This window comes from Streptomyces sp. NPDC001732 (genome assembly GCF_053596315.1).
Window position 1 is genome coordinate 211,437 of the sequence record NZ_JBSFFY010000004.1, and the last position, 21,948, is coordinate 233,384.

Genomic DNA, 21,948 nt, shown 5'->3' on the forward strand with positions numbered 1-21,948 from the left:
CACCATCGGCATTGCCGCCGTTGTTGCCGTTGCCGCCGTTGTTGCCGTTGGTCCCGGCGTCGGTGCCTGCGTCCGTACCGGCATCCGTGCCCGCGTCCGTACCGGCGTCGACACCGCCCCCGCTGTCGGACTCGCCGCCGTCGGACTCGCCGTCGGGAGACTTGATGTCGGCGTCGATGCCCAGACCGCCCTCGTCGACCTCGGCCTTGGTGGACATGACACCGAGGTCGACGCCGATGCCGACCGCCGACGCCGCGCCGGCGGCGGTGAGCGAGGCACCCGCGGCGATTACCGCACCTGCGGCGATCCGCGCGACGCGGACTCGCGTCTTCTTCGTCATGTGCTGCTACCCCCAGTAGCTGTTCTCGTCAGTGGAGCAGCCATATGCGGGGCGATGGCTCGGCGGGGTTTGCTCCGAACGCCGGCCCACGTCGAGCCGTGGCCATGCCGCCCGCCCCCGTTCACACCCGTCCCAGACATACGCATGCTGCCCTAGCACCCTGTCCAGAGTTAAGGACTACGTCAAGGCCGTTCCGTGCAATCTGCACCGTTTTGCCCGCAGTTGAGCTTCATTCAGCATCACGACTGTGACGCACTCGCCACGACGCCTCCGCACCCGGAACCCCAACTCCCCTCCGGGAGCGGCCCCGTGTCCGGGCCCGACGAGAACGGCGGTGCCGGAACCCCCGTGGGGATTCCGGCACCGCCGTGAACCGCTCGGACACGGGCCGCCGGGGCCCGTCCGGCTACTTCTCGCGCTGCTTGCGCCAGCGGATGCCCGCTTCGAGGAAGCCGTCGATCTCGCCGTTGAAGACCGCCTCCGGGTTGCCCATCTCGAACTCCGTACGCAGGTCCTTGACCATCTGGTACGGGTGCAGGACGTACGACCGCATCTGGTTGCCCCAGGAATTGCCGCCGTCGCCCTTGAGGGCGTCCATCTTGGCCTGCTCCTCCTGGCGGCGGCGTTCGAGGAGCTTCGCCTGGAGGACGTTCATCGCGGACGCCTTGTTCTGGATCTGCGAGCGCTCGTTCTGGCAGGAGACGACGATCCCGGTCGGGAGGTGGGTCAGACGGACCGCGGAGTCCGTGGTGTTGACGCCCTGGCCGCCGGGGCCCGAGGAGCGGTACACGTCCACGCGCAGCTCGGACTCGTCGATCTCGATGTGATCGGTCTGCTCGACCACCGGCAGCACCTCGACGCCCGCGAAGGACGTCTGGCGGCGGCCCTGGTTGTCGAAGGGCGAGATCCGGACGAGCCGGTGCGTGCCCTGCTCGACGGAGAGCGTGCCGTAGGCGTACGGGGCCTGGACGGCGAAGGTGGTCGACTTGATGCCGGCCTCCTCCGCGTACGACGTCTCGTAGACCTCGGTCTTGTAACCGCGCTGCTCGGCCCAGCGCAGGTACATGCGCTGGAGCTTCTCGGCGAAGTCGGCCGCGTCCACGCCACCGGCCTCGGCCCTGATGTTGACCAGGGCCTCGCGGGAGTCGTACTCGCCGGACAGGAGGGTACGGACCTCCATCTCGTCCAACGCCTTGCGGACGGACTCCAGCTCCGACTCCGCCTCGGCCAGGGCGTCGGGGTCGCCCTCGTCCTGCGCGAGCTCGAAGAGGACTTCGAGATCGTCGATCCGGCCGCGGAGGGCCTCGGTCTTGCGGACCTCGGCCTGGAGGTGCGAAAGCTTGCTGGTGATCTTCTGTGCCGCCTCCGGGTCGTCCCAGAGGGAGGGTGCTGCCGCCTGCTCCTCGAGCGCGGCGATGTCCGCCCTCAGCGCATCCAGGTCCAGGACGGCCTCGATCGACGCCATGGTCGAGGAGAGGGACTTCAGCTCTTCGGAAATATCGACGACTGCCACGGGTCCAGCGTAACGGCTGTCGGCGCGGACGTTCCTCGGGCCGCATGATCACCACCCGGCGACCGGGCCCCGACGCCCTCGCGAACCGTGCCGCGGCAGGCGTCCGGGCGGCTTCCGGGCCCCGGAGGAGGCGTCGGCGCCCCGGCCGGACCGGGGCGGTCCCCCGGTTTCGGGCCTCGGCACCCCGTCCCGGCCGGACCGGGATCAGGGACGGGGCCGGGGGGCGGCCGGGGTCCGGGACCGGGCCGGGGTCAGGGGGCGGCCGGGGCCGATTTCTCCGTCTCCTGCGGGGGCGCCTCCCCGTCGTCGCCGCCCAGCGCCAGCCAGCCGCCCACCGCCGCCACCAGCACCAGCGCGGCGGCGCCCAGGGTCAGCCGGCGCTTGCGGACGGCCGCGGACCTGTTGCGGGCCGAGCCGGGGCGGGGCGTGCCGGGAGCGCGGGGGGCGCGGGCCGTGCCCCGGGGGCCGCCGGAGAGTTCGTCGGGGGCCGGGACCCGCATGCTGGTGTGGGTGTCGCGGTTGGAGTCGGCGGAGGAGCCGGGGACCAGCGGGACCGCGCCGCGGCGGCGGGGTTCCTCGGGGGCGGGGGCGTACTGCTGCTCGTCGTACGTCCGGGGTTCCGGTTCGGCGTCCGGTTCGTCGACGTCGAGCGGCGGGATGCCGGCCAGCTGCGGGAGCTGCTCGCGCAGCCGGGCGGCGAGTTCGGAGGCGCGCAGCCGGGAGGCCGGGGCCTTGGCCAGGCACTGGACCAGGAGCTGCCAGAGCTCGTCGGGGATGCCGGGGAGGGGGACGACCGTCTCGGTGACGTGACGGCGCAGGACCGCGCCGGGGTGTCCGCCGCCGAAGGGCGTGAAACCGGCGAGGAGTTCGTACAGGACGGTCGCGAGGGCGTAGATGTCGACTGCGGCGCGGGGCGGGAGGCCCTCGACTATCTCGGGGGCCAGGTAGTCCGGCGTGCCGATGATCTTGGTGGCCTTGGTGCGGCGCGGGGTGTCGATCAGTTTGGCCACGCCGAAGTCGGTGAGCAGCGCCGGGTGCGAGCCGCCGGGGCCGAGCGGGCCCTCCATGTCGAGCAGGATGTTCTCCGGCTTGACGTCCCGGTGGACGATGCCCGCGGCGTGCGCGGCGGCGAGGCCGTCGGCGACGTCCGCGATGATCGCCACGGCCGCCTCGGGGGCGAGGCGCCGTTCGCGGTCCAGCCGGGTGCGCAGGTCGGTGCCGCGCACCAGGTCCATGACCAGGGCCAGGTCGTTGCCGTCCACCACGAGGTCGCGGACGGCGACGACGTGCGGGTGGTCGAGTCCGAGCAGGGCGGTGCGTTCCTGCACGAAGCGGCCCACGAGCTCCTGGTCGGACGCGAGGTCCTCGCGGAGCAGCTTGATGGCCACCGGGCCCTCGGGCCCGTCGCCGAGCCACACCGTTCCGGCGCTGCCGCGCCCCAAGATCTGGTGGGCGGTGTACCGGCTGCCGATATTCCGTGCCAAGACTGCTCCCTCAGCGGCTGGCGATGGACCGTCGCTCATGACCCCCGGTCGACAAAGTTACGCGTCGATCGGGGTGTTGAGTGCCCGGGTCGGCGCCAAGCCTCACTTCTGCGGGCGATATGCGTGGAAACCGGCCCGCAGAAGTCGATATAGCTACAGATTCGATGGTGTGCCGACTGCTCAGGGGGTGCCGGTGCCGCTGTCGCTGCCACCCAGTTCCGAGATCCAGTCGGTGATGGTGGAGACCGTGTCGCTGATCGCCTTCCAGTAGCTCTTGCCCTGGCCGATCCAGTCCTGCAGCGGGGTCAGCTCCCAGATCAGCCAGCCCGCGACGAAGAGCAGGACCAGGGTGAACAGGCAGCCCTTGAGGCAGCCGAGGCCGGGGATCCGCATCGGGTTGGCGCTGCGCTGCCGCGGCTCGCGGGGCGGCCGGGGGGCCGGCGGCTGGGGCTGCTGCGGAGGCGCGTACTGCTGGCGGGGCTGGGGCTGGGGTGGCTGAGGTTGCGGCTGGTACTGCTGCCGCTGCTGGGGGTACTGCTGCTGCGGCTGCTGCTGGGGGTACTGCTGCTGGTACTGCTGGTGCTGGGGCGGCGGCGGCTGCCGACGCTGCTGCTGCGGCTGGGGTCGCTGGGGGCGACGGCGCAGCGGGTCCTCGCTCGGGTCGAGGTACTGGACCTGGGTCTGCTCGTTGCGGTCGCGGGCCGCCCGGAGCTGGGACTGCCAGGGGTGCGGCTCCTCGGGCTGCGGCGGGCCGTCCGGGCGCGGCGGCACCGGCGGCAGGACCGAGGTCGGGTCGGCGTGCCCGCCGCCCTGGCCGGAGGTCTGCGGCAGGACGCTGGTGGCGCCCTCCGGGTCGTACGAGCCCGCGTTGCTCGGCAGCACCTGTGTGGGGTCCGCGGCGCCGGGGGCGGCCGGGACGGGCGCGGGTGCCGGGTCGGGGGCCAGGAGGGCGCCCACGCCGTCGGCCGCCGCGATCTGGGCGGAGCTGGCGTGCACGCCGATGCCCTCGGCGACGACGCGCAGCGCGCGGGCCAGGTTCTCGGCGCTGGGGCGGCGGCCCGGGTCCTTGCTCAGGCAGCGCTCTATCACCGTCCACAGGGGCTGCGGGACGGTGCTGGGGCGGCGGGGCTCCTCGCTGAGGTGCTGGTGCAGCACTTCGAGGGCGGTGGCGCCCGCGAACGGCGGGCGGCCGGTGACCAGCTCGTACAGCAGGATGCCCGCGCCGTAGATGTCGACGGCGGAGGTCTGCGGACGGCCCTCGGCGGACTCGGGCGCCACGTAGGCGGGCGTGCCGACGAACTCGTGGGTCCGGGTGAGGCCCGGGGAGTCGGCCAGCCGCGCGATGCCGAAGTCGGTGAGCATCGGGCGCATCCGGCCGTCGCGCTCGTCGAGCAGGACGTTGGCGGGCTTCAGGTCGCGGTGGACCACGCCGTCGGCGTGGCTGGCGGCGAGGGCGTCCGCGATCTGTGCGGTGAGCAGCGCGGCGGCGACCGGGGTGAGCGGGCCGTTCTCGCGGAGGTAGCGGTGCAGGTCGGGGCCGTCGATCAGGTCCATGACGAGGGCGAGGAGATCACCCTCCACGACCAGGTCGCGGGTGCGCACGATGTTCTCGTGGGTGAGCCGGAGCAGTACGGAGCGCTCGCGCAGGAACCGCATCACGATGTCGGCGTCGTTGGCGAGCTCTTCCTTCAGGACCTTGATCGCGACGGTCTCGCCGGGCTGGCCGGCGACGGCCGCCTCGGCGCCCGCGGTCTCCCGCTGGCGGGCACGCCAGACGGTGCCCGTGGCGCCGCGTCCCAGCGGCTCCTCCAGGAGGTACTTGCTGCCTACCGGCCGCACGTCATGCGCTCCCTGCAGATTCGTGGTGCTTGCGGTGTTCCCGGGTCCGCCCGGGAGTTCCGGCCCACTCTAGGGCCTCTCGTTCGGATCGTGCCGGGCCCGCGGGACCCGGTACGCACGCCCGCCGCGTCGTGGTCGCCGGGGAGGTACCGGCCCGTCGCGGAGCAAGACGCCGGCACGGGGCCGATGGTTGCCGCACACAAGTGCGACAAAAGTGTTCCGGACGGACCTCCGGCACGGTTCCGGCGCCCCGGGCACTGTTCCGAACAGGCGCGCGGGGGTTCCAAGCGGGCATTTATGGGCGCACAGCCGACGTTTCAAGATCACTTGGCGGTGGCCGCCGGGCGTGTTGTCGGTGGCAGGTGCGAGGATGCCTCCAGCACGGAACTGTGGGGACGGGAGCCCCGCGGCACGTGACGAACCTGTACCGGACGACGCGTCCGTGTCGGGTGGGGGGAATCACAGGGCGTTTCCCCTGCCCGGCGCCCCGCGCAGAAGGGACCGCTGACGGCGATGCAGATCCGGCTGACCGTCCTCGCGCCGCGCAGCGGCCAGACCCCGGCGCGCGCGTGCGACGTGCTGGTCACCGCCCCGCCCGGGACGGCGCTCGCCACCGTGGCGTCCAACCTGGCCGCGGCCGTCCTCGGCCCCGACGGCTCGCTCGGCAGCGGCGCGGTGGTGCTGTTCGCCGGGCGCGAGCGGCTCGACGCGCAGCGGTGCGCGCTGGGTGAGCCCCCGCTGGTCGACGGGGCGGTGCTCTCGCTCCAGGTCCCGGGCGAGGACGAGGCGGTGGACGACGCCGTCCCGGCCCAGCTGCACGTGGTCGCCGGGCCCGACGCGGGCGGGGTCCATCTGCTGCACGGCGGCCGGGTCCGGATCGGCCGCTCCGTCGACGCGGACGTACCGCTCGACGACCCCGACGTGTCCCGGCTGCACTGCGCGGTGACGGTCTCCGCCGACGGCCTGGTCTCGGTGGCGGACCTCGGCTCCACCAACGGCACCCTGCTCGACGGCGCGGAGGTCCACGACCGCCCGGTCCGGCTGAAGCCCGGCGCGCTGCTGCGGCTCGGCGAGTCCACGCTCCGGCTGACCTCCGGCGCGTCCGGCCCGACGCTGCCCACGGCCCCGGACGGCGAGGGACACCTGCGGGTCTCCGGCACGGCGGCCGGAGCCGGGGCCGACGGGGAGCACCGTCCGGACCACGACTACGCCCCGGCCGTCCCCGACCACCCCGCGCCCCACGAGGCGTCCGGCGCGGAGCACGGCCGCGGGGGCGACCTGGAGGAGCCGGACGGCGCGCGCCGGTCCGCCGCCGAGCGCCCCGCCCGTCTCCCGGACGAGGGGACGCCCCGGCGGGGCGGGATAGGCGCCTGGGCCCGCCGGCTCGCGGGCAACCGGGGCGAGCCCGTGCACGAGGCGACGCCCGACGGGACGGGCGCCCCGGGGCCGGCCTCCCCCGCCATGACCGCGGCGGCCCCCGGGGTCGCCGAGCGGAGCACCTGGCCCGACCCCGCGGCCGTGCTGCTGACCGCGCTCGGCCCCGGCCCCCGGCTGTGGGAGCGCGGCACCGACCACCCCGAGGCGCTCGTGGTGCGCCTGGGGACGACGGACCGGGCCGAGCTGCCCGCCGTGCCCGTGACGGTGGGGCTGCGGGAGGCGGGCTCGCTCGGGCTCGCGGGGCCGCGGACCCGGCTGGCCGGTCTCGCCCGTTCGGCGGTGGCGCAGCTCGCCGCGCTGCACTCCCCCGCCGATCTGGAGATCGTGCTGATCAGCACCGACCGCACCCGCGGCGCGGAGGAGCGCAGACGCGAGTGGGCCTGGCTCGGCTGGCTGCCCCATCTGCGGCCGATGCACGGCCAGGACTGCCGGCTGCTCCTCGCGTACGACCGCGAGCAGGCCACCGCCCGTACGACGGAGCTGGTGCGCCGACTGGACGACGGGCCGCTCGGGCCCGGCTGGGCGAGCCTGGACCGGGCCACGGTCGCCGAGGCCGCCGCGCGGTACACCGGGCCGTACACGGTGGTGGTCGTCGACGGCGATCCCGGCTCGGCGGTGCTGCGCGAGAACACCGCCCGGCTGGCCGCCGCCGGGGCCGCGGCGGGCATCCATCTGATCTGTCTGGCCGAGACCCCCTCGGCCACGCCCACCTCGCCGGTCGCGGCGACGTACGAGGCCGCCTGCCACGCCTCGATCGCGTTCCGCGAGTGCGGGGCGGTGGCGATGCTGAGCGGCGACGTGGCGACGGCCCTGCGGCTGCTGCGGACGGCTGACGGCCGGGCCGCGGGCCGGGGCACGGTCGCCGCGGTGGACGCGGTGTCGGCGCACTGGGCCGAGCGGTTCGGCCGGGCGCTGGCCCCGCTGCGCGCGGAGGGTTCGGCGACGGCCGGGGGCAGGCCCTCGTCGGCGGCGCTCCCGACGACCGCCCGGCTGCTGGACGAGCTGGGCCTGGCCCGTGCCACCCCGGCCTCCCTGATGGCCCGCTGGGCCTCCACGGCCGACGACCAGCCCGGTGCCGCGGGCCGTCGGCCGGTCGGCCCGGCGAGCGGTGAAGCGGACGGCCGCGGTCCGGGCCGTGCGGCGTACCCGCGCGTGGGCGCCCAGCGCACGGGCAGTACGCCGGGGCCGGACGGATACGTCCCCGGTTCGGGCCGCACCCCGTACCCCGGCAGCGAGAGCGCCACCCACATCGGCACCCCCGGCCGCGCCCTCGCGCCGGACGACGCCACCCCCTTCCCCGGCTCCGGGCGCCCCCCGTACCCCGGCGTCCCCGGCAGTGCGACGCACCACGTCCCCGTCCCCGACGACGCTCCCCGCATAGGGGGTCAGCGTCCGGGCCCGGCCTCCCGGACGGTGCCCGGGTCCGGGACGGGTCCCTGGACCGGCGGGGGTGACGCGCGGGGCGAGGACACCGGGGGCGCGGGCCGGGAATCCGGCGGCCTCCGTTCCGCCGGGTCCGGCCCGAAGCGGGTCGGCGGGCCGGCCGGCGGCGATATGCCCCGAATCACCGCACGGGGTGCAGGAACCGGAAATGCAGGAAGCGGAAGCTCCGCCACCGCCCGAATCAGGGACGAGGCGGACGCGGACGGTGCCGCGGCCGTCGGTGCGTCCGCCACGGCGGACGCCGCTCCCGCAGCCGTCGGACGGCCCGTGGTGGTGCTCGGGGCCGGGCCCCGGGGCGCGGTCAGTGTGGACCTGGCGCAGGAGGGACCCCACCTGCTCATCGAGGGTCCGGCCGGCAGCGGGCGCACTGAGCTGCTGCGGGCCGTCGCCGCCTCGCTGGCCGCCGCCGCCCGGCCCGATCTGCTGGGCATCCTGCTGGTGGACGGCGCGGGTGGCGAGCGGGGCGAGAGCCTGAGCCCGTGCACCGAACTCCCGCACGCCTTCATGCATCTGGTGGCCTGCGACCCGGTGCGGATGCGGGAGTTCGCCCAGGCGCTGGGCGGCGAGCTGAAGCGGCGCGCCGAGCTGCTGGGGCCGTACGACTTCGCCGAGTGGCACCATCGGCACGAGGCGGCGGAACACCTGGTCGGGCAGCGTCCGCCGACCGCCGCCGAACAGCGCGGCGACCTGGACTCCCCGGCGAGCGGGACGCTCCGGCTGCGTCCCGCCACCCGGTCCTCCGCGCGGCCCGGCCCCTCCCCGCTGCCCCGGCTCGTCGTCCTGGTCGACGACTTCGACGCGCTGGTCGCCCCGGCCCTCGGCAGTCCCGGGCGGCCCGCCGCGGGGTCGGTCGTGCGGGCCCTGGAGGCCGTGGCGAGGGAGGGCGGCCGGCTCGGCGTCCACCTGGTCGCGACGTCCGCCCGGCCGGACCGCACGCAGGACACGGACCTGGCCGACGGGGCCCGGCTGCGGATCGTGCTGGACCCGCCCGTGGTGCCGCCGTCGCCGGACGAACCGGCTCCCGGACGCGGCAGGCTCGGACATCCGGACGGGCGGGTGACCCCGTTCCAGGGCGGCCGGGTGACCGGGCGCATACCCCGTACGGCGACGTTGCGTCCCACCGTCGTCCCGTTGGAGTGGGAGCGGATGGGCGATCCGCCGACCCGGCGCCCGGTGCGCGAACTGGGCAACGGGCCAACGGACTTGGCGTTGCTGGCCAGTGCGCTGGAGCGGGCGGCGCGCTCGGTGGGCGCCGAGCCGGTGGCCCCGCTCGGTCCCGTCCCCTCCTGACCGGTGCGGCGCCCGGAAAATCAAACGACATTACGTCACGAGCCCATCACGATCAAGGAGTTGACGCGAGAAGCAGTATTGCGGCGTCCGCCGCCGGGCGTTAGGACTGTGCGCACACATCGATGTGAGAGACGGGGAAGCAATGCGCACAACCCATCGGATCGGCAGGGCCGCCCTGGTGTTCACCGCCATCGGCGCACTGGCCCTCACGGGCTGCAGTGACGACAGCGGCAAGAAGGACGAGCCGGACAAGGCTTCCGGTAACGGGGCGAGCCCGTCCGTCGCGCTGCCGAAGCTGAACGGCGAGAAGCTCTCGGTCGCGGCGGTCTGGACCGGCGCCGAGCAGGCCAACTTCGTCAAGGTGCTGAAGGAGTTCGAGAAGCGCACGGGGGCGACGGTCACCTTCGTCCCGGCGCAGGATCCCATCGTCAACTTCCTCGGTACGAAGATCGCGGGAGGTCAGCCGCCGGACGTCGCGATGATCCCGCAGGTCGGCGCGATCAAGCAGGCCGTGGAGAAGAAGTGGGCCAAGCCGGTCGGCCCCGAGGCCAAGGCCCAGCTCGACAAGAACTACTCGAAGGTCTGGCAGGACCTCGGCGCGGTGGACGGCGCCCAGTACGGCGTCTACTTCAAGGCCGCCAACAAGTCCCTGATCTGGTACAACGCCAAGGCGTTCGAGAACGCGGGCGCCAGTGAGCCGAAGACCTGGAAGGACTTCCTGGCGACGGCCGAGACGGTGTCCGCCTCGGGCGTCACCCCGGTCTCGGTCGGCGGCGCGGACGGCTGGACCCTCACCGACTGGTTCGAGAACGTCTACCTCTCCCAGGCCGGGCCGGAGAAGTACGACCAGCTGGCGCAGCACAAGATCAAGTGGACGGACGGGTCCGTCAAGGACGCCCTGACCACGCTCGCGCAGCTCTTCGGCAAGCCGTCGCTGATCGCGGGCGGGGCCGACGGCGCGCTGCAGACGGAGTTCCCGGCCTCGGTCACCCAGACCTTCACCGGCGGTGACACGCCCAAGGCCGCGATGGTCTTCGAGGGCGACTTCGTGAGCGTCAACATCGCGCAGACGAAGGCCAAGATCGGCACCGACGCCAAGGTGTTCCCGTTCCCGGCGGTCGGCTCCGAGTCTCCCGTCGTGACCGGTGGCGACGCCGCGGTGGCTCTGAAGGACGGCAAGGGCGCCCAGGCCCTGCTGACCTGGCTGGCCTCGGCCGACGCCGCGAAGATCATGGCCGAGCAGGGCGGGTTCATCTCGCCGAACAAGTCCCTGGACGCCGCCGCGTACCCGAACGAGGTGCAGCGCACGATGGCGAAGGCGCTGATCTCGGCCGGTGACTCCGTCCGGTTCGACATGTCCGACCAGGCCCCGCAGTCGTTCGGCGGGACGCCCGGCAAGGGCGAGTGGAAGACCCTCCAGGACTTCCTGAAGAACCCGAAGGACATCGCGGGGACCCAGGCGAAGCTGGAGTCCGACGCGGCCAAGGCGTACAAGAGCTGACGCAATGACGACATCCGCAGCGGGGGGCACCGACGCGGCGCCCCCCGCCGACAAGAAGCATCCGTCCCCGGCGGCCTCCCCCCACAGGTCGCCGGGCAGGCCGGACCGCAGCCGCAGGAGCGTGACCGGCACCCGCCGGCTCCTGGCGGGGCTCTTCCTGGCGCCCGCGCTGGTCCTGCTGGGCGCGCTCGTGGTCTATCCGATCGCCTACTCCGTCTACCGGTCGTTCTTCGACCAGGCGGGCACGGGCTTCGCCGGACTCGACAACTACAAGGCGCTGTTCACCGACGACACCATCCGCACGGCGGTCAAGAACAACGCGGTCTGGGTGGTGTTCGCGCCGACGGTCGCCACGGCCCTCGGGCTGATCTTCGCGGTGCTGACCGAACGGGTCCGCTGGGGCACGGCGTTCAAGCTGATCGTCTTCATGCCGATGGCGATCTCCATGCTCGCGGCGGGCATCATCTTCCGGCTGGTGTACGACCAGGCGCCGGAGCGCGGGATCGCCAACGCCGTGTGGGTGGGCGTGCACGACACGTTCTCCGAGTCGGCGGGCTACCCGAAGGCACATCCGCTGCCCGTCCACCCCCTCAGGGCGGGAGATGGCGGCTCGTTCGTCACGAAGACCACGGTGCGGGCCGGGCAGCCGGTCCAGCTCCCGCTGGTCGGTGTGCCCCCGACGAAGATGCCGTCGGACGCGGAGCCGGCGAAGGCCGCCGCCGCGGACGAGAGGAAGATCACCGGTACCGCGTGGCTGGACTTCACCCGGGGCGGCGGCGGCAAGCCCAATGTCATCGACGCCAAGGAGCTGGGGCTCAAGGGCATCGAGGTCGAGGCGGTCAAGGACGGCAAGGTGGTCGCCTCGGCGAAGGCGGGGGCGGACGGCACGTTCACCCTGCCCGCGTCGGCGGACGGCGCCGAACTCCGGTTGCCCGCCTCGAACTTCAGGGAGCCGTACAACGGCGTGGAGTGGCTCGGCCCGACGCTCGTGACGCCGGGGATCATCGGTTCCTACGTCTGGATGTGGGCCGGGTTCGCGATGGTGCTGATCGCGGCGGGACTCGCCGGGCTGCCGCGCGAACTCCTCGAAGCGGCCCGGGTGGACGGCGCGAACGAGTGGCAGGTGTTCCGCCGGATCACGGTGCCGATGCTCGCGCCCGTGCTCGTGGTGGTGCTGGTGACGCTGATGATCAACGTGCTGAAGGTCTTCGACCTGATCTTCATCATCGCGCCGGGCTCCTCGCAGGACGACGCGAACGTGCTGGCTCTCCAGCTCTACCGGTCCTCGTTCGGCACGGACGCGGACCTCGGGATCGGCAGCGCCATCGCCGTACTCCTGCTGCTGCTGGTACTCCCGGTGATGTACGTCAACATCCGCCGGATCAGGAAGGAGGGGCGCCGATGACGACAGCGTCGACCACGACCGCGGCCACCGGCACGGGCACGACGGCCGGGGACGAGCCGGTGAAGGCCCGGCGGCCCCTCGGCTCGCGCCTGGCCGCCCGCGCCGGCGGCGGCCTGATGCGGGTCTTCCTCGTCCTGGTGGCCCTGTTCTGGCTGATGCCGACCGTCGGGCTGCTGCTGTCCTCGCTGCGCGGTCCGGAGGAGATCGCGTCGACCGGCTGGTGGAAGGTCTTCACGGCCCCCTCCCAGCTCACCTTCGACAACTACTCCCGCCTGCTCGAGAATTCGACCATCACCAACTCCCTCCTCAGCACGGTCATGATCACCGTCCCGGCGACCGTCCTGGTCGTCGTGATCGGTTCACTGGCCGGCTACGCCTTCGCCTGGATGGAGTTCCCCGGCCGCGACTGGTGGTTCCTGGTGGTCGTGGGGCTGCTGGTGGTCCCGGTGCAGGTCGCCCTCGTCCCGGTCTCCAAGCTCTTCGGGGCGGTCGGGATCTTCGAGACGACCTTCGGCGTGATCCTCTTCCACACGGCCTTCGGGCTGCCCTTCGCGATCTTCCTGCTGCGGAACTTCTTCGCGGAGATCCCGAGGGAACTGCTGGAGGCGGCCCGGCTCGACGGAGCGGGCGAGATCCGGCTCTTCACCCGGGTCGTGATGCCGCTGGGCGGACCGGCGATCGCCTCGCTGGGGATCTTCCAGTTCCTCTGGGTGTGGAACGACATGCTGGTCGCGCTGATCTTCGCGGACTCCGACTCGCCGCCGATCACCGTGGCCCTCCAGCAGCAGGTCAGGCAGTTCGGCAACAACATCGACGTGCTGGCGCCGGGCGCCTTCGTGTCGATGGTGATTCCGCTGGTGGTCTTCTTCGCCTTCCAGCGCCAGTTCGTCTCCGGCGTGATGGCGGGCGCGGTGAAGTAGCCGCGTCCGGCGGGCCGTTCGGGCACGCCGAGACGATACGCACCACCGTGCGTCAACCCGGGGCGGGTCTGCTCACCCGAGCGGACCCGCCCCTTTTGCCGTTTCACGGATCTGCCGCGTTCCGACGCAACCCGGTCGCTCCGGCGGGCGTTTGCGGAGCACCCGCCCGCGCGGCGAACGCCCCGTGGCCGTGTTGTGCCCCGGCGCTACTGACCCACCATCACGGTGATGAGGCCGACGACCACGAGGAGCGAGCCGCCCCAGGTCCACATCGAGGTCCGCTCGTGCAGCACGGTCGCCCCGGCCAGCACGATCAGCAGGTACCCGAGGGCGTTGAACGGGTAGGCGATGGACAGCGGCACCGTGGCCAGGGTGGCCATCCAGGCGAGTGCGGACACCGCGAAGACCACCAGACCGAGGACGACCCAGGGGCTGGTCGCGGCGCGCATGACGAGGGATCCCTCGTGTCCCGCGGCCGCCGCTGCGCTCCTCATCCCGTGCTTGAGCATGATCTGGCCGCCCGCCGACGAGAACACGGCGAACAACAGCAGCATCAGACTGGGGAGGTTCAACGCCTTGCTCCTGACTGCGGCGTCCGGGGACGGGGGTGCCGGGGCGGGGGTGGGCCGGGGAACGCCGAGGTCAGACGCCGACCCGGTCCGCGGGGACGTGCTGTCGGTTGAGGATGTCCTGTACATCGACGTGCTCTCCAGCGATGATCGTCTCGGCCGCGTGCGGGGTGAGCAGGGCGACGTGCTGATAGCCGAACAGCGTCGGCCGGATCCGGGTGAGCAGTTTCGACGCCCCGCCGAGGACCGCGGGGAGCGGGCCGCCGCCGAGCAGCGCCCAGAACGGGGCGCCGGTGGACGTGATGTCGAGGACGTCGTAGCCCGTGTCGCGGACCGTGCGGCGCAGGCTGGACCGGGTGAAGAAGCGCAGATGCGTTTCGTCGAGGATGCCGCGCCGGTCGTAGCCGAAGACGCCGAACGCGACCCGCAGCCGTGAGTACCAGTGGCTGAAGTTCGGTACGGAGAGCAGCACGTGGCCGCCGGGCCGCAGCACCTCGACGATCTCGGCCAGCACCCGCTCGGGGCGGGAGAGGTGCTCGATGACGTCCCCGGCGACCACGTAGTCGTAGCCGGTGCCGATCTCGACGGGCAGGCCCTCCTCCAGGTCGGCGAGGTGGAAGCGGGTGCACTTGTCGCGCACGCCGGGGACCTCGACGTAGTCCACGCCCGTCACCTCGTGGCCGAGTGCTTCGAGGCGCTGGGCGAACAGCCCGCCGGAGCAGCCGAGGTCGAGGACCCGGCCGGGCGGGAGGCCGCGCATCCGGTCGAGGATGACGGCGTGCGAGGAGCCGTCGCCCTCCTTGAACGCGTACTCGACGGGCTTGGGGATCCAGCCGCAGGTGCCGAATCCCTTGACTGCGAGCCGGTATTCGAGGACGTCCTTGACGACGTCCTTCGCGTATTTCATGCCGTTGACGTAGCAGATCTCGTCGCCGTAGTACGTGGGGACGGGGATCTCCTTGATCCGCATTCCCGCGTCGAGCAGCTGGACGATGATCTGGGTGTCGAAGTCGAACGCGTCGGTGTTCCGGTGGATCGGCAGCTTCTTGAGCGCCGCGACGCTGTAGGCGCGGTATCCGGAGTGGAATTCGGTGAGCCGCGAGCCGAGGAGGGCGTTCTCCACCCGGGTGAGAATGCGGTTGCCGAGCCATTTGTACATCGGCATGCCGCCCTTGAGGGCCGAGCCGGATTTCATCATGCGTGATCCGAAGACGGCCTCGCATTCGCCGCGTTCGATCGGGGCGACCATCTCGGGCAGGAATTCGGGGGCGTACTGTCCGTCGCCGTGCAGCAGCACGACGATGTCGAGTCCGTGCTCGGCGGCCAGGGCGTATCCGGCCTTCTGGTTCCCGCCGTATCCGAGGTTCTTGGTGTGCCGCATCACCACGGTGCGCGGCATTCCCTCCGCCTGTGACCAGCGGCAGCCCGCGGTGAAGGTCGCGTCGTGGCTCGCGTCGTCGAGAATGAGGATCTCGTCGACCTTGGCCCGGAAGTCCTCCGGAATGCGGTCGAGGGTCTTCTCCAGCGTCGTCTCGGCGTTGTACGCGACCACCAGGATGCCGATCCTGGGGCTCGGGCTTTCCTTCACGGGGTGTTCTCCTGTTGTGCTCGGTACTCGGGGTGCGGGGTGGGGGGCGCGGCGTTCGGGGGCGGTCAGTTGACGACGGAGTCGGCGGGTCGCGCGGCACGGGGGGCCGTGACCGGGACCCGCCCGTCAGGGTTTTCGGGGGGTGTGCCGGGCGGGGCGGCGAGGATCTTGCGGATGCCGACGACGAGGCAGACGGCGAGGACGGCCCAGCCGGCCTCGCCGAGTTGCAGCACCGTTTCGCTCCAGCGCACGGCGGAGCGGCCCTGGTAGCCGAGGACCGCGGTCAGGCCGAGCAGGCAGCCGTACGCGGCGCCCTCCCAGAAGCCGATGACGAACAGGCCGGCCGCCGCCCAGGTCAGGTACTGGAGGGCGGAGGCGGTGGAGAGCAGCAGCAGGAGCCCCATCGTGACGGCGACGACGACGGGCAGCTGCGCGGGCCGCAGCAGGGCGAGCCAGGCCCCGGCCGCCATGCAGGCCAGGACGAAGAGGAGGTGGCCGTCGCCCTCGATGTAGGTGATGAAGGACTCCGGCAGGCCGAACAGCTCGGCGAACCTGACGAGGCCCCAGAGGCGGTAGCCGCCGCCCGCGTACTCCAGGACGTTCTCCCGGAGGTTCTGCGGCACGGTCATCAGGGCCGGCCCCCAGACCAGGGCGATCAGTGCGGCGAAGCCCGCGCAGAAGCGGATGCGGGCGGGCCGGCCGGACCGCAGCGCGACGAGGAACAGCGCCGGGAGCACCACCACGGGGATGAACTTGACGCTGATCGAGAGCGCGGCGGCCACCCCGGCGGCCAGTGGGGCCCTGCGGTCCACGAGGAGGTGGGCGGCGGCCAGGGCGAAGGTGATGGCGACCGCGTCGGTGTTGCCGTGGTAGCCGGAGGTGGCGATGAGGACGGGGCTGACGGCCACCCCGATGCCGCAGGCGACCGCCGCGCCGACGGAACGGCGGCGGCGCACGATCTCGAACACGAGGAGCGCGCAGAAGAAATCGGCGATCGAGGCGGGTGATCTGATCAGCGTGCCGAAGGGGATGCCGAGTTCTTCGAGTTCGTTCAGTCCGAGGAGCAGCCAGCCGGCCAGTGGCGGATGGTTGTAGACGGGGAGTCCGGGCAGTGGCTGTTCGTAAATCCGAATGGGCCCGTATCGCACGATCGCCTTCGCGAAACCGTGGAAGATCCGCACATCGGCCGGTCCCGGCATGTTCGCCGCGATCAGCATTCGGGTGAGGAGGCCCGCGGCCGCGACGACGAGCACGGCCGTTCTCGCGCGTCGCACGTCCCAGGTTTCGCATCGCATTCGGATACCCATGAAAACAGAACGTAGCAACCCGAGGACGCAGAGCGACGCACCGATGGCCACACTTGTATGGATCGCTGTGTGAATGCGCTGCTTTTCCGCCCGAACGCCTGGACCTCCCGGTCACTCGAACGGTTCAGCCGGGGCGGGGCGTGTCCTGCGTCTTCGCCCGGCCGGGGGCGGGCCGGCCGGGCGACGCGGTTCACAGCATGCGGTCGACCACTTTCGCCGCCGCGTTTCCGTCGTCGAGGTCGCAGAAGTCCCGGCGGAACGCCTCGTACGCCCGTGCGTGTCCCTCGGTGGCCCGTACCGGGTCGCGCAGGGCCTCGATCAGTCCGGCGGAGTCGGGGACGAGCGGGCCGGGGGCGCGGGCCTCGAAGTCGAAGCAGAAGCCGCGCAGGGTGTCGCGGTAGTGCGCCAGGTCGTGGGTGTGGAAGAGCATCGGGCGGCCGGTCGGGGCGAAGTCGAACATCAGCGAGGAGTAGTCGGTGACCAGGGCGTCGCTGATCAGCATCAGTTCGCCGACGTCCCCGTAGCGCGAGACGTCCCGGACGAAGCCGCTGCCGCTGTCCGGGAGGCGGTCGCCGACCAGGTGGTGGCGGCGCACCAGCAGGACGGTGTCCGTGCCCAGTTCGCGTTCGGCGGCGGCCAGGTCGAGCCGCAGGTCGAGGGCGTAGCGGCCGTTGCCCTGCAGCCGGTCGTCGCGCCAGGTCGGTGCGTACAGCACGACCCGTTTGCCCTCGGGCAGGCCGAGCCGTTCCCGTACCGCGGCGGCGACCTTGTTCCGGTCGACGGCGCGGAACAGGTCGTTGCGGGGGTAGCCGCACTCCAGGATTTCGCCCGGGTAGCCGAAGGCGCGTCGCAGGACGGGGGTGGAGAAGCTGTTCGGGGAGACGAGGAGGCTCCACTGCCGGGCGCGTCGTTCGATGGTGGCGAGATGGGCGGCGTTGGCCCGCCCGGTGCCCGCGAGGTCGAGGCCGATGCGTTTGAGGGGGGTGCCGTGCCAGGTCTGGACGACGCACTGGCCCTCGCGCCGCTCGAACCACTCCGGCAGGTGGGTGTTGGTGACGACGTACCGGCTGCGGGCCAGGGCCTCGTGCCAGGCGGCCGAGCCGTGTTCCACGGTCGTGGCGCCCTCGGGGACGCGGGCCTGCTGGTCGCGGACCACCCAGAGGTGTTCCGGCTCGGCGCCCCGCCGGACGATCTCCTCGTGGATCGCGCGCGGCGAGTCGGAGTACTGGCGGCCGTCGAAGCTGCTGTACAGCACGGTCTCGCGCAGGGGCGCGGTGCGGGTGGTCCGGTACGCCTCGCGCAGCAGCCGCTGTCCGCGCGGTCCGCGTTCCCGGGCGGGCAGCACCGGGGCGCTGTTGATCAGCAGTTGGTCGTGGTGCCGCCGCTCGACGCGGTACTCCCGGCCCGCGAGGGTGCGGACGGCGGGCAGGGTGCGGTGGGCGGCGGCCGGGATGCGCAACGGGGCGTCGCAGCTGTCGTGCGTGCCGCCCGCCGGGTGCCGTTCGCGCAGGAAGAGGTACCAGTGGCCCTGGCCCAGCGGCAGCTTTCCGCCGGGGCCCTCGACGGCGTCCGGCCGCAGCGCGGCCCTGAACCGGCGGGCCCCGGCGTCCCCGGAGAGGGTGAGCGGGAAGGCGGCCTCCTCGTCGTGCCCGCTGTGCCGGGCGATCAGTTCGACGGGGCGCCCCGCGAGGGCCGGGTAGGTGCCCTCCAGCAGGAGCTGTCCGTCCTCCGTCCAGGTCGCCAGGTCGACGGCGGGCTGGACGGTGCGGTCGCTGACCAGCAGATTGCCGCGGGAGCTCGCGGTGAGGCCCAGCTCGCGCCGCCCGGCGCCGTTCCCGCCTTCGTGCGCTTCCAGCGGGTAGCGGCCCGGCGGCACGGGGCCCGGCACGTCGATCGGTGTCCGGCGCCCGTCGGGGCCCACGAGGTGCAGGCTGTACGGCAGTTGGGCGCTCGGCGCCCCCTCCTCCGGGTCCGGCCGGGCCTCGGTGAAGGCGTCGAGCGGGACGTGGGCGGTGAACCGTCGCCAGCCCGCCACCGAGGGCCCGGCCCCGTCGCGCACCGTCACCGGGCAGTCGAAGGAGGTGCCGGAGGGCCGGTGGGTGAACGCGAGGCGCAGCGGCCCCCTGCCGAGCCGGTCGCGGATCATTCCGTCGATGACCACGGCGGCGGACCCGTCGCCCGTGTCGCCCGCGCGGTGCGTCTCGAAGCGGGCGTCGATCCGCTCGGCGTGCAGCACCAGCCCGCCGTCGTCGAGGGCGGGCACGATCCGGTGGTCGCCGTCCGGGCGGTGCACGGGCGGCGGGGCGATCGCCTCGTCGGCCGAGAGGCCGGAGCGGCGCAGCATGCCGTGTCCGGCGATGCCGATCTCCAGCCGCCAGGTGAGCCGTTCGGGGCCGCCGGTGGCGTCGATGCGGAGCCGGGCCGGGTCGACGACGGTCTCGAAGCCGGCCCTGTCGTAGTCGTGCAGGCTCTGTCGGGAGCGGGCGGTGGCCTCGGGTTCGTCGACCGTGCGCAGCCGCAGCGGCACCACGTGGCGCCGTCCCGCGCGCAGCCAGCCGGCCCGGAGCTCGCCGCCGCGCGGCCCGGCAGGCAGGTTCCGGATGTACGCGTACCCCTTGAGGTGCAGCCGCCCGCCCTGCCAGTGGGCGTGCCGCAGCCGGGCGGTGAGCGGCAGGTCCTGTTCGCCGACCCGCAGCACCGTGCGCGGCACCGGCGCGGTGAGGACCGGGTAGGAGGCGCTGCGGCGGCGCAGGCCCCGTACCGCGAACGCGCCCGGTTCGGCCCGGTCGAGGGCGAGCAGGTCCAGCAGTTCGGCGGTCCGCCGTTCGCGCACGAGGTGCCACATCAGCCGCAGCCGCAGCGGCAGTCCGTCCAGGACGGCCGGGTCGGTCTGGTCGGTGAACTCGTTGGCGTAGGTGAGGAAGGCGCGCCGGTACTCCTCGTCGCCGTCGGGCAGCGCCTCCATGAAGTACCAGAGGTCGTTGGCGAGCACGTGCGCCTCGTAGCGCCGCTTGTCGGCGGCGCCGCGGTGCTCGTCGAGGAAGGCGGAGACCCCCAGCACGTGCGAGACCCGGTCCCGGACGCCGCGGACGACGGCGCGCCGGGTGGTGACCGAGCCGGGCCGGTCGCGCCAGTGGTAGACGGTGTCCTTGAGCACGTCGACGGAGCGGGCCAGGAAGTGGGCGGGCAGGACGACCGGGATGTCCTCGTAGAGGGCGCCGACCGGGAAGGCGAAGGCGTGCTCGTCCCAGAAGGACCGGCGGAAGACCTTGTTGCACGCGATCCGGTCCGCGGCGAGGTCCCAGTCCCGGGAGATGTGGGTGCGCAGCCGGGTCGTCGCCATGGGTCTGCGGAAGTCGGGCGACTGCTGGAGCCGGCCGCCGGCCCGCAGCCGCAGCACGTTGCCGGACGCGAGGTCCGAGCCGGTCTCGTCCAGGGCGCCGACGAGGAGTTCGTACGCGCGGGGCGGGAGCACGTCGTCGCTGTCGGCGAAGGCGAGGTGGCGGGTGCCCGGGTCGCAGTTGCGGACCCCGGTGTTGCGGGCGTGCCCGAGCCCGCCGTTCGCCTGGCTCACCAGCCGGAACCGGCCGTCCCGTGCGGCGAATTCGGCGGCCAGGACCGCACTGCCGTCGGTGGACCCGTCGTCGACCATCACCACCTCCAGGTCGGTCATGGTCTGCTCCGCGAGGGACTTCAGGCAGTCCGTCAGATAGAGCTCCACGTTGTGGACGGGTACGACGACACTGAGCCGTGGCGGCATGTTGGGCACGTCCGTTCATCGGGAACCTGGCTGTCCGTACGGCTCAACCCCGTGGGCCGCCGGGGGTCACCGGTCGCGGTCTCTCCCGAACGGGTGAGATCGGCCGTGCCGCGGTTGCCGGCCGGGGGCGCGGCGGCCACCGGTACGAGGCTGTCGATCGGGCGGTCCAGGCAGGCGTAGTCGAACATCAGCGACGAGTAGTCGGTGATCAACGCGTCGGAGGCCAGGCAGAGTTCTTCGACGGACGGGTGCCCCGTCACGTCGATCACCCCGGTGCCGACCGGCCGGGCCGGGCGCCCGTAGGAGTGGTGCGCGCGGACCAGCACCACGTGGCGCGGGCCGAGTTCGCGGGCCAGGCGTTCCGGGTCGAGGTGGGGGACGAAGCCCTTGCGGTGGTCGCGGTGGGTGGGCGCGTACAGGAGGACGGTCCGGCCGTGGGGGATGCCGAGTTCCCGCCGGATCTCCTCGGTCCGCTCCGGGCCGGTGGTGAAGAAGACGTCGTTGCGCGGGTAGCCGAGGTTCAGGTGCTCGTATCCGGCCGGGTAGACCCGGTCCCAGACCTCGGTGGTGTGCGGGTTGGCCGAGAGGGAGAAGTCCCACTGGTCGGCGTGGGCGACGATCCGCTCGGGGCTGACGCCGTCGGTGCGGACCGGGTAGCCGCGCCGGTCCAGACCCATGGTCTTCAGCGGGGTGCCGTGGTGGGTCTGGAGGTAGCGCTGGCCGGGGCGTTCGGTGAAGCCGCCGGGGAAGCCGGAGTTGTTGATCAGGTACGTGGCGGTGGCCATGACCCGCCAGTAGGCGAGGGAGCCCTCGACGACGTACGGGGTGCCGGGCGGCAGCCGGTCGAGGTGGCGGGAGGAGACGGTCCGGATGCCCTGGACGTGCGGGGCCAGTTCGAGGGCCTTGGCGTGGATCGCGGCCGGGTTGCAGGCGACGCCCCGGTTCCAGTGGGCCCCGTACACCGCAAGGTTCGGGTCCAGGGGGCGGAGCAGGTCGGTGCGGTAGGCGGCCCGGGTGCGGTCGCGGGCGGCCCGTGCGGCCTCCCGGACGCGGTGGGCGGTGTAGCTGCCCGGCAGCGCGGCGGCGCGGTGGAAGGCGGCGCGGTCCTGGGGGGCGATCCGGCCCGGGTCGTCGAGGAGGGCGCGCAGGTGGCGGGCGCGCACCGTCCGGACGCGCGGGTCGTCGCCGGTCTCGGCGAGCAGCCGGGCGTACGCGTCGAGGACCGCGAAGTGGTGGCGCCCCGGCGTTGCGGGCCGGTCCCGCGCCGCGGTGCTCGGGGAGGGTGATCACCCTGACGCGCGGATCGCGCCGCGCGAATTCGGCGGCGATGTCGGCGCTGCCGTCCCGGGACCCGTCGTCGACGACGAGCAGTTCCGGTTCACCGGGAAGCTGGTCGAGGACGGACTCCAGGGTCGCCCGGAGATAGCCCTGAACGCGGTGGACGGGCACGACAACACTGAGAAGCATGGCAGCCGAGCATAATCGCGCCGGCACGCGGCGGACTCCGAGTCGAATCCCGCGTTCACCCGTTCGGGGCAGTCTCGGTGACCCG

Annotated in this window: 12 protein-coding genes and 2 pseudogenes; 4 read left to right on the forward strand and 10 right to left on the reverse strand. The window is 73.0% G+C overall.

The features are described 5' to 3' along the window. The 4 genes and pseudogenes from ACWCXX_RS07485 to ACWCXX_RS07500 form a co-directional block, all read right to left on the reverse strand. Window positions 1-340: pseudogene (locus ACWCXX_RS07485) on the reverse strand (hypothetical protein); the annotation flags it as partial. A 406-nt stretch (window positions 341-746) separates the two neighbouring features. Beyond that, window positions 747-1,853 carry a peptide chain release factor 2 gene (gene prfB, locus ACWCXX_RS07490; RefSeq protein WP_451125281.1) on the reverse strand — a complete coding sequence of 369 codons (1,107 nt, stop codon included), beginning with the start codon at window positions 1,851-1,853 and terminating at the stop codon, window positions 747-749. A gap of 251 nt (window positions 1,854-2,104) precedes the next feature. Further along, window positions 2,105-3,337: a serine/threonine-protein kinase gene (locus ACWCXX_RS07495; protein WP_451125283.1), complete on the reverse strand. Its 1,233-nt coding sequence runs from the start codon at window positions 3,335-3,337 to the stop codon at window positions 2,105-2,107. 180 nt (window positions 3,338-3,517) lie between these two features. Next, window positions 3,518-5,176 carry a serine/threonine-protein kinase gene (locus ACWCXX_RS07500; protein ID WP_451125285.1) on the reverse strand — a complete coding sequence of 553 codons (1,659 nt, stop codon included), beginning with the start codon at window positions 5,174-5,176 and terminating at the stop codon, window positions 3,518-3,520. A 513-nt stretch (window positions 5,177-5,689) separates the two neighbouring features. On the opposite strand from ACWCXX_RS07500, the gene ACWCXX_RS07505 reads away from it, so the two are divergent. The 4 genes from ACWCXX_RS07505 (at window position 5,690) to ACWCXX_RS07520 (ending at window position 13,172) form a co-directional block, all read left to right on the forward strand. Beyond that, the gene (locus ACWCXX_RS07505; protein ID WP_451125287.1) at window positions 5,690-9,346 is read left to right on the forward strand and encodes an FHA domain-containing protein; all 3,657 of its coding nucleotides are present in this window, start codon (window positions 5,690-5,692) and stop codon (window positions 9,344-9,346) included. 142 nt (window positions 9,347-9,488) lie between these two features. After that, window positions 9,489-10,847, forward strand: coding sequence for an ABC transporter substrate-binding protein (locus ACWCXX_RS07510; protein WP_451125289.1), 1,359 nt, complete (start codon window positions 9,489-9,491; stop codon window positions 10,845-10,847). 4 nt (window positions 10,848-10,851) lie between these two features. After that, window positions 10,852-12,252, forward strand: a complete 1,401-nt coding sequence (locus ACWCXX_RS07515; RefSeq protein ID WP_451125292.1) for a carbohydrate ABC transporter permease — start codon at window positions 10,852-10,854, stop codon at window positions 12,250-12,252. Beyond that, window positions 12,249-13,172 carry a carbohydrate ABC transporter permease gene (locus ACWCXX_RS07520; protein ID WP_451125294.1) on the forward strand — a complete coding sequence of 308 codons (924 nt, stop codon included), beginning with the start codon at window positions 12,249-12,251 and terminating at the stop codon, window positions 13,170-13,172. Before ACWCXX_RS07515 ends, ACWCXX_RS07520 begins: the two co-directional genes overlap by 4 nt. A gap of 206 nt (window positions 13,173-13,378) precedes the next feature. On the opposite strand, the gene ACWCXX_RS07525 is transcribed toward ACWCXX_RS07520, so the two are convergent. From ACWCXX_RS07525 to ACWCXX_RS07550, 6 genes and pseudogenes are all read right to left on the reverse strand, one after another. Next, on the reverse strand, window positions 13,379-13,744 hold the full coding sequence (locus ACWCXX_RS07525; RefSeq protein WP_451125296.1) for a hypothetical protein: 366 nt from the start codon (window positions 13,742-13,744) through the stop codon (window positions 13,379-13,381). 70 nt (window positions 13,745-13,814) lie between these two features. Further along, complete coding sequence (locus tag ACWCXX_RS07530; RefSeq protein ID WP_451125298.1) at window positions 13,815-15,329, reverse strand: methyltransferase domain-containing protein; 1,515 nt, start codon at window positions 15,327-15,329, stop codon at window positions 13,815-13,817. 65 nt (window positions 15,330-15,394) lie between these two features. After that, on the reverse strand, window positions 15,395-16,603 hold the full coding sequence (locus ACWCXX_RS07535; protein WP_451125300.1) for a glycosyltransferase family 39 protein: 1,209 nt from the start codon (window positions 16,601-16,603) through the stop codon (window positions 15,395-15,397). 223 nt (window positions 16,604-16,826) lie between these two features. Continuing rightward, window positions 16,827-20,405 carry a CDP-glycerol glycerophosphotransferase family protein gene (locus ACWCXX_RS07540; protein ID WP_451125302.1) on the reverse strand — a complete coding sequence of 1,193 codons (3,579 nt, stop codon included), beginning with the start codon at window positions 20,403-20,405 and terminating at the stop codon, window positions 16,827-16,829. After that, the gene (locus ACWCXX_RS07545) at window positions 20,342-21,559 is read right to left on the reverse strand and encodes a CDP-glycerol glycerophosphotransferase family protein (protein WP_451125303.1); all 1,218 of its coding nucleotides are present in this window, start codon (window positions 21,557-21,559) and stop codon (window positions 20,342-20,344) included. The genes ACWCXX_RS07540 and ACWCXX_RS07545 overlap by 64 nt, the downstream gene beginning before the upstream one ends. Window positions 21,560-21,692: 133 nt before the next feature. Next, a pseudogene (locus ACWCXX_RS07550) lies at window positions 21,693-21,863 on the reverse strand (glycosyltransferase family 2 protein); the annotation flags it as partial. Window positions 21,864-21,948 lie beyond the last annotated feature (85 nt).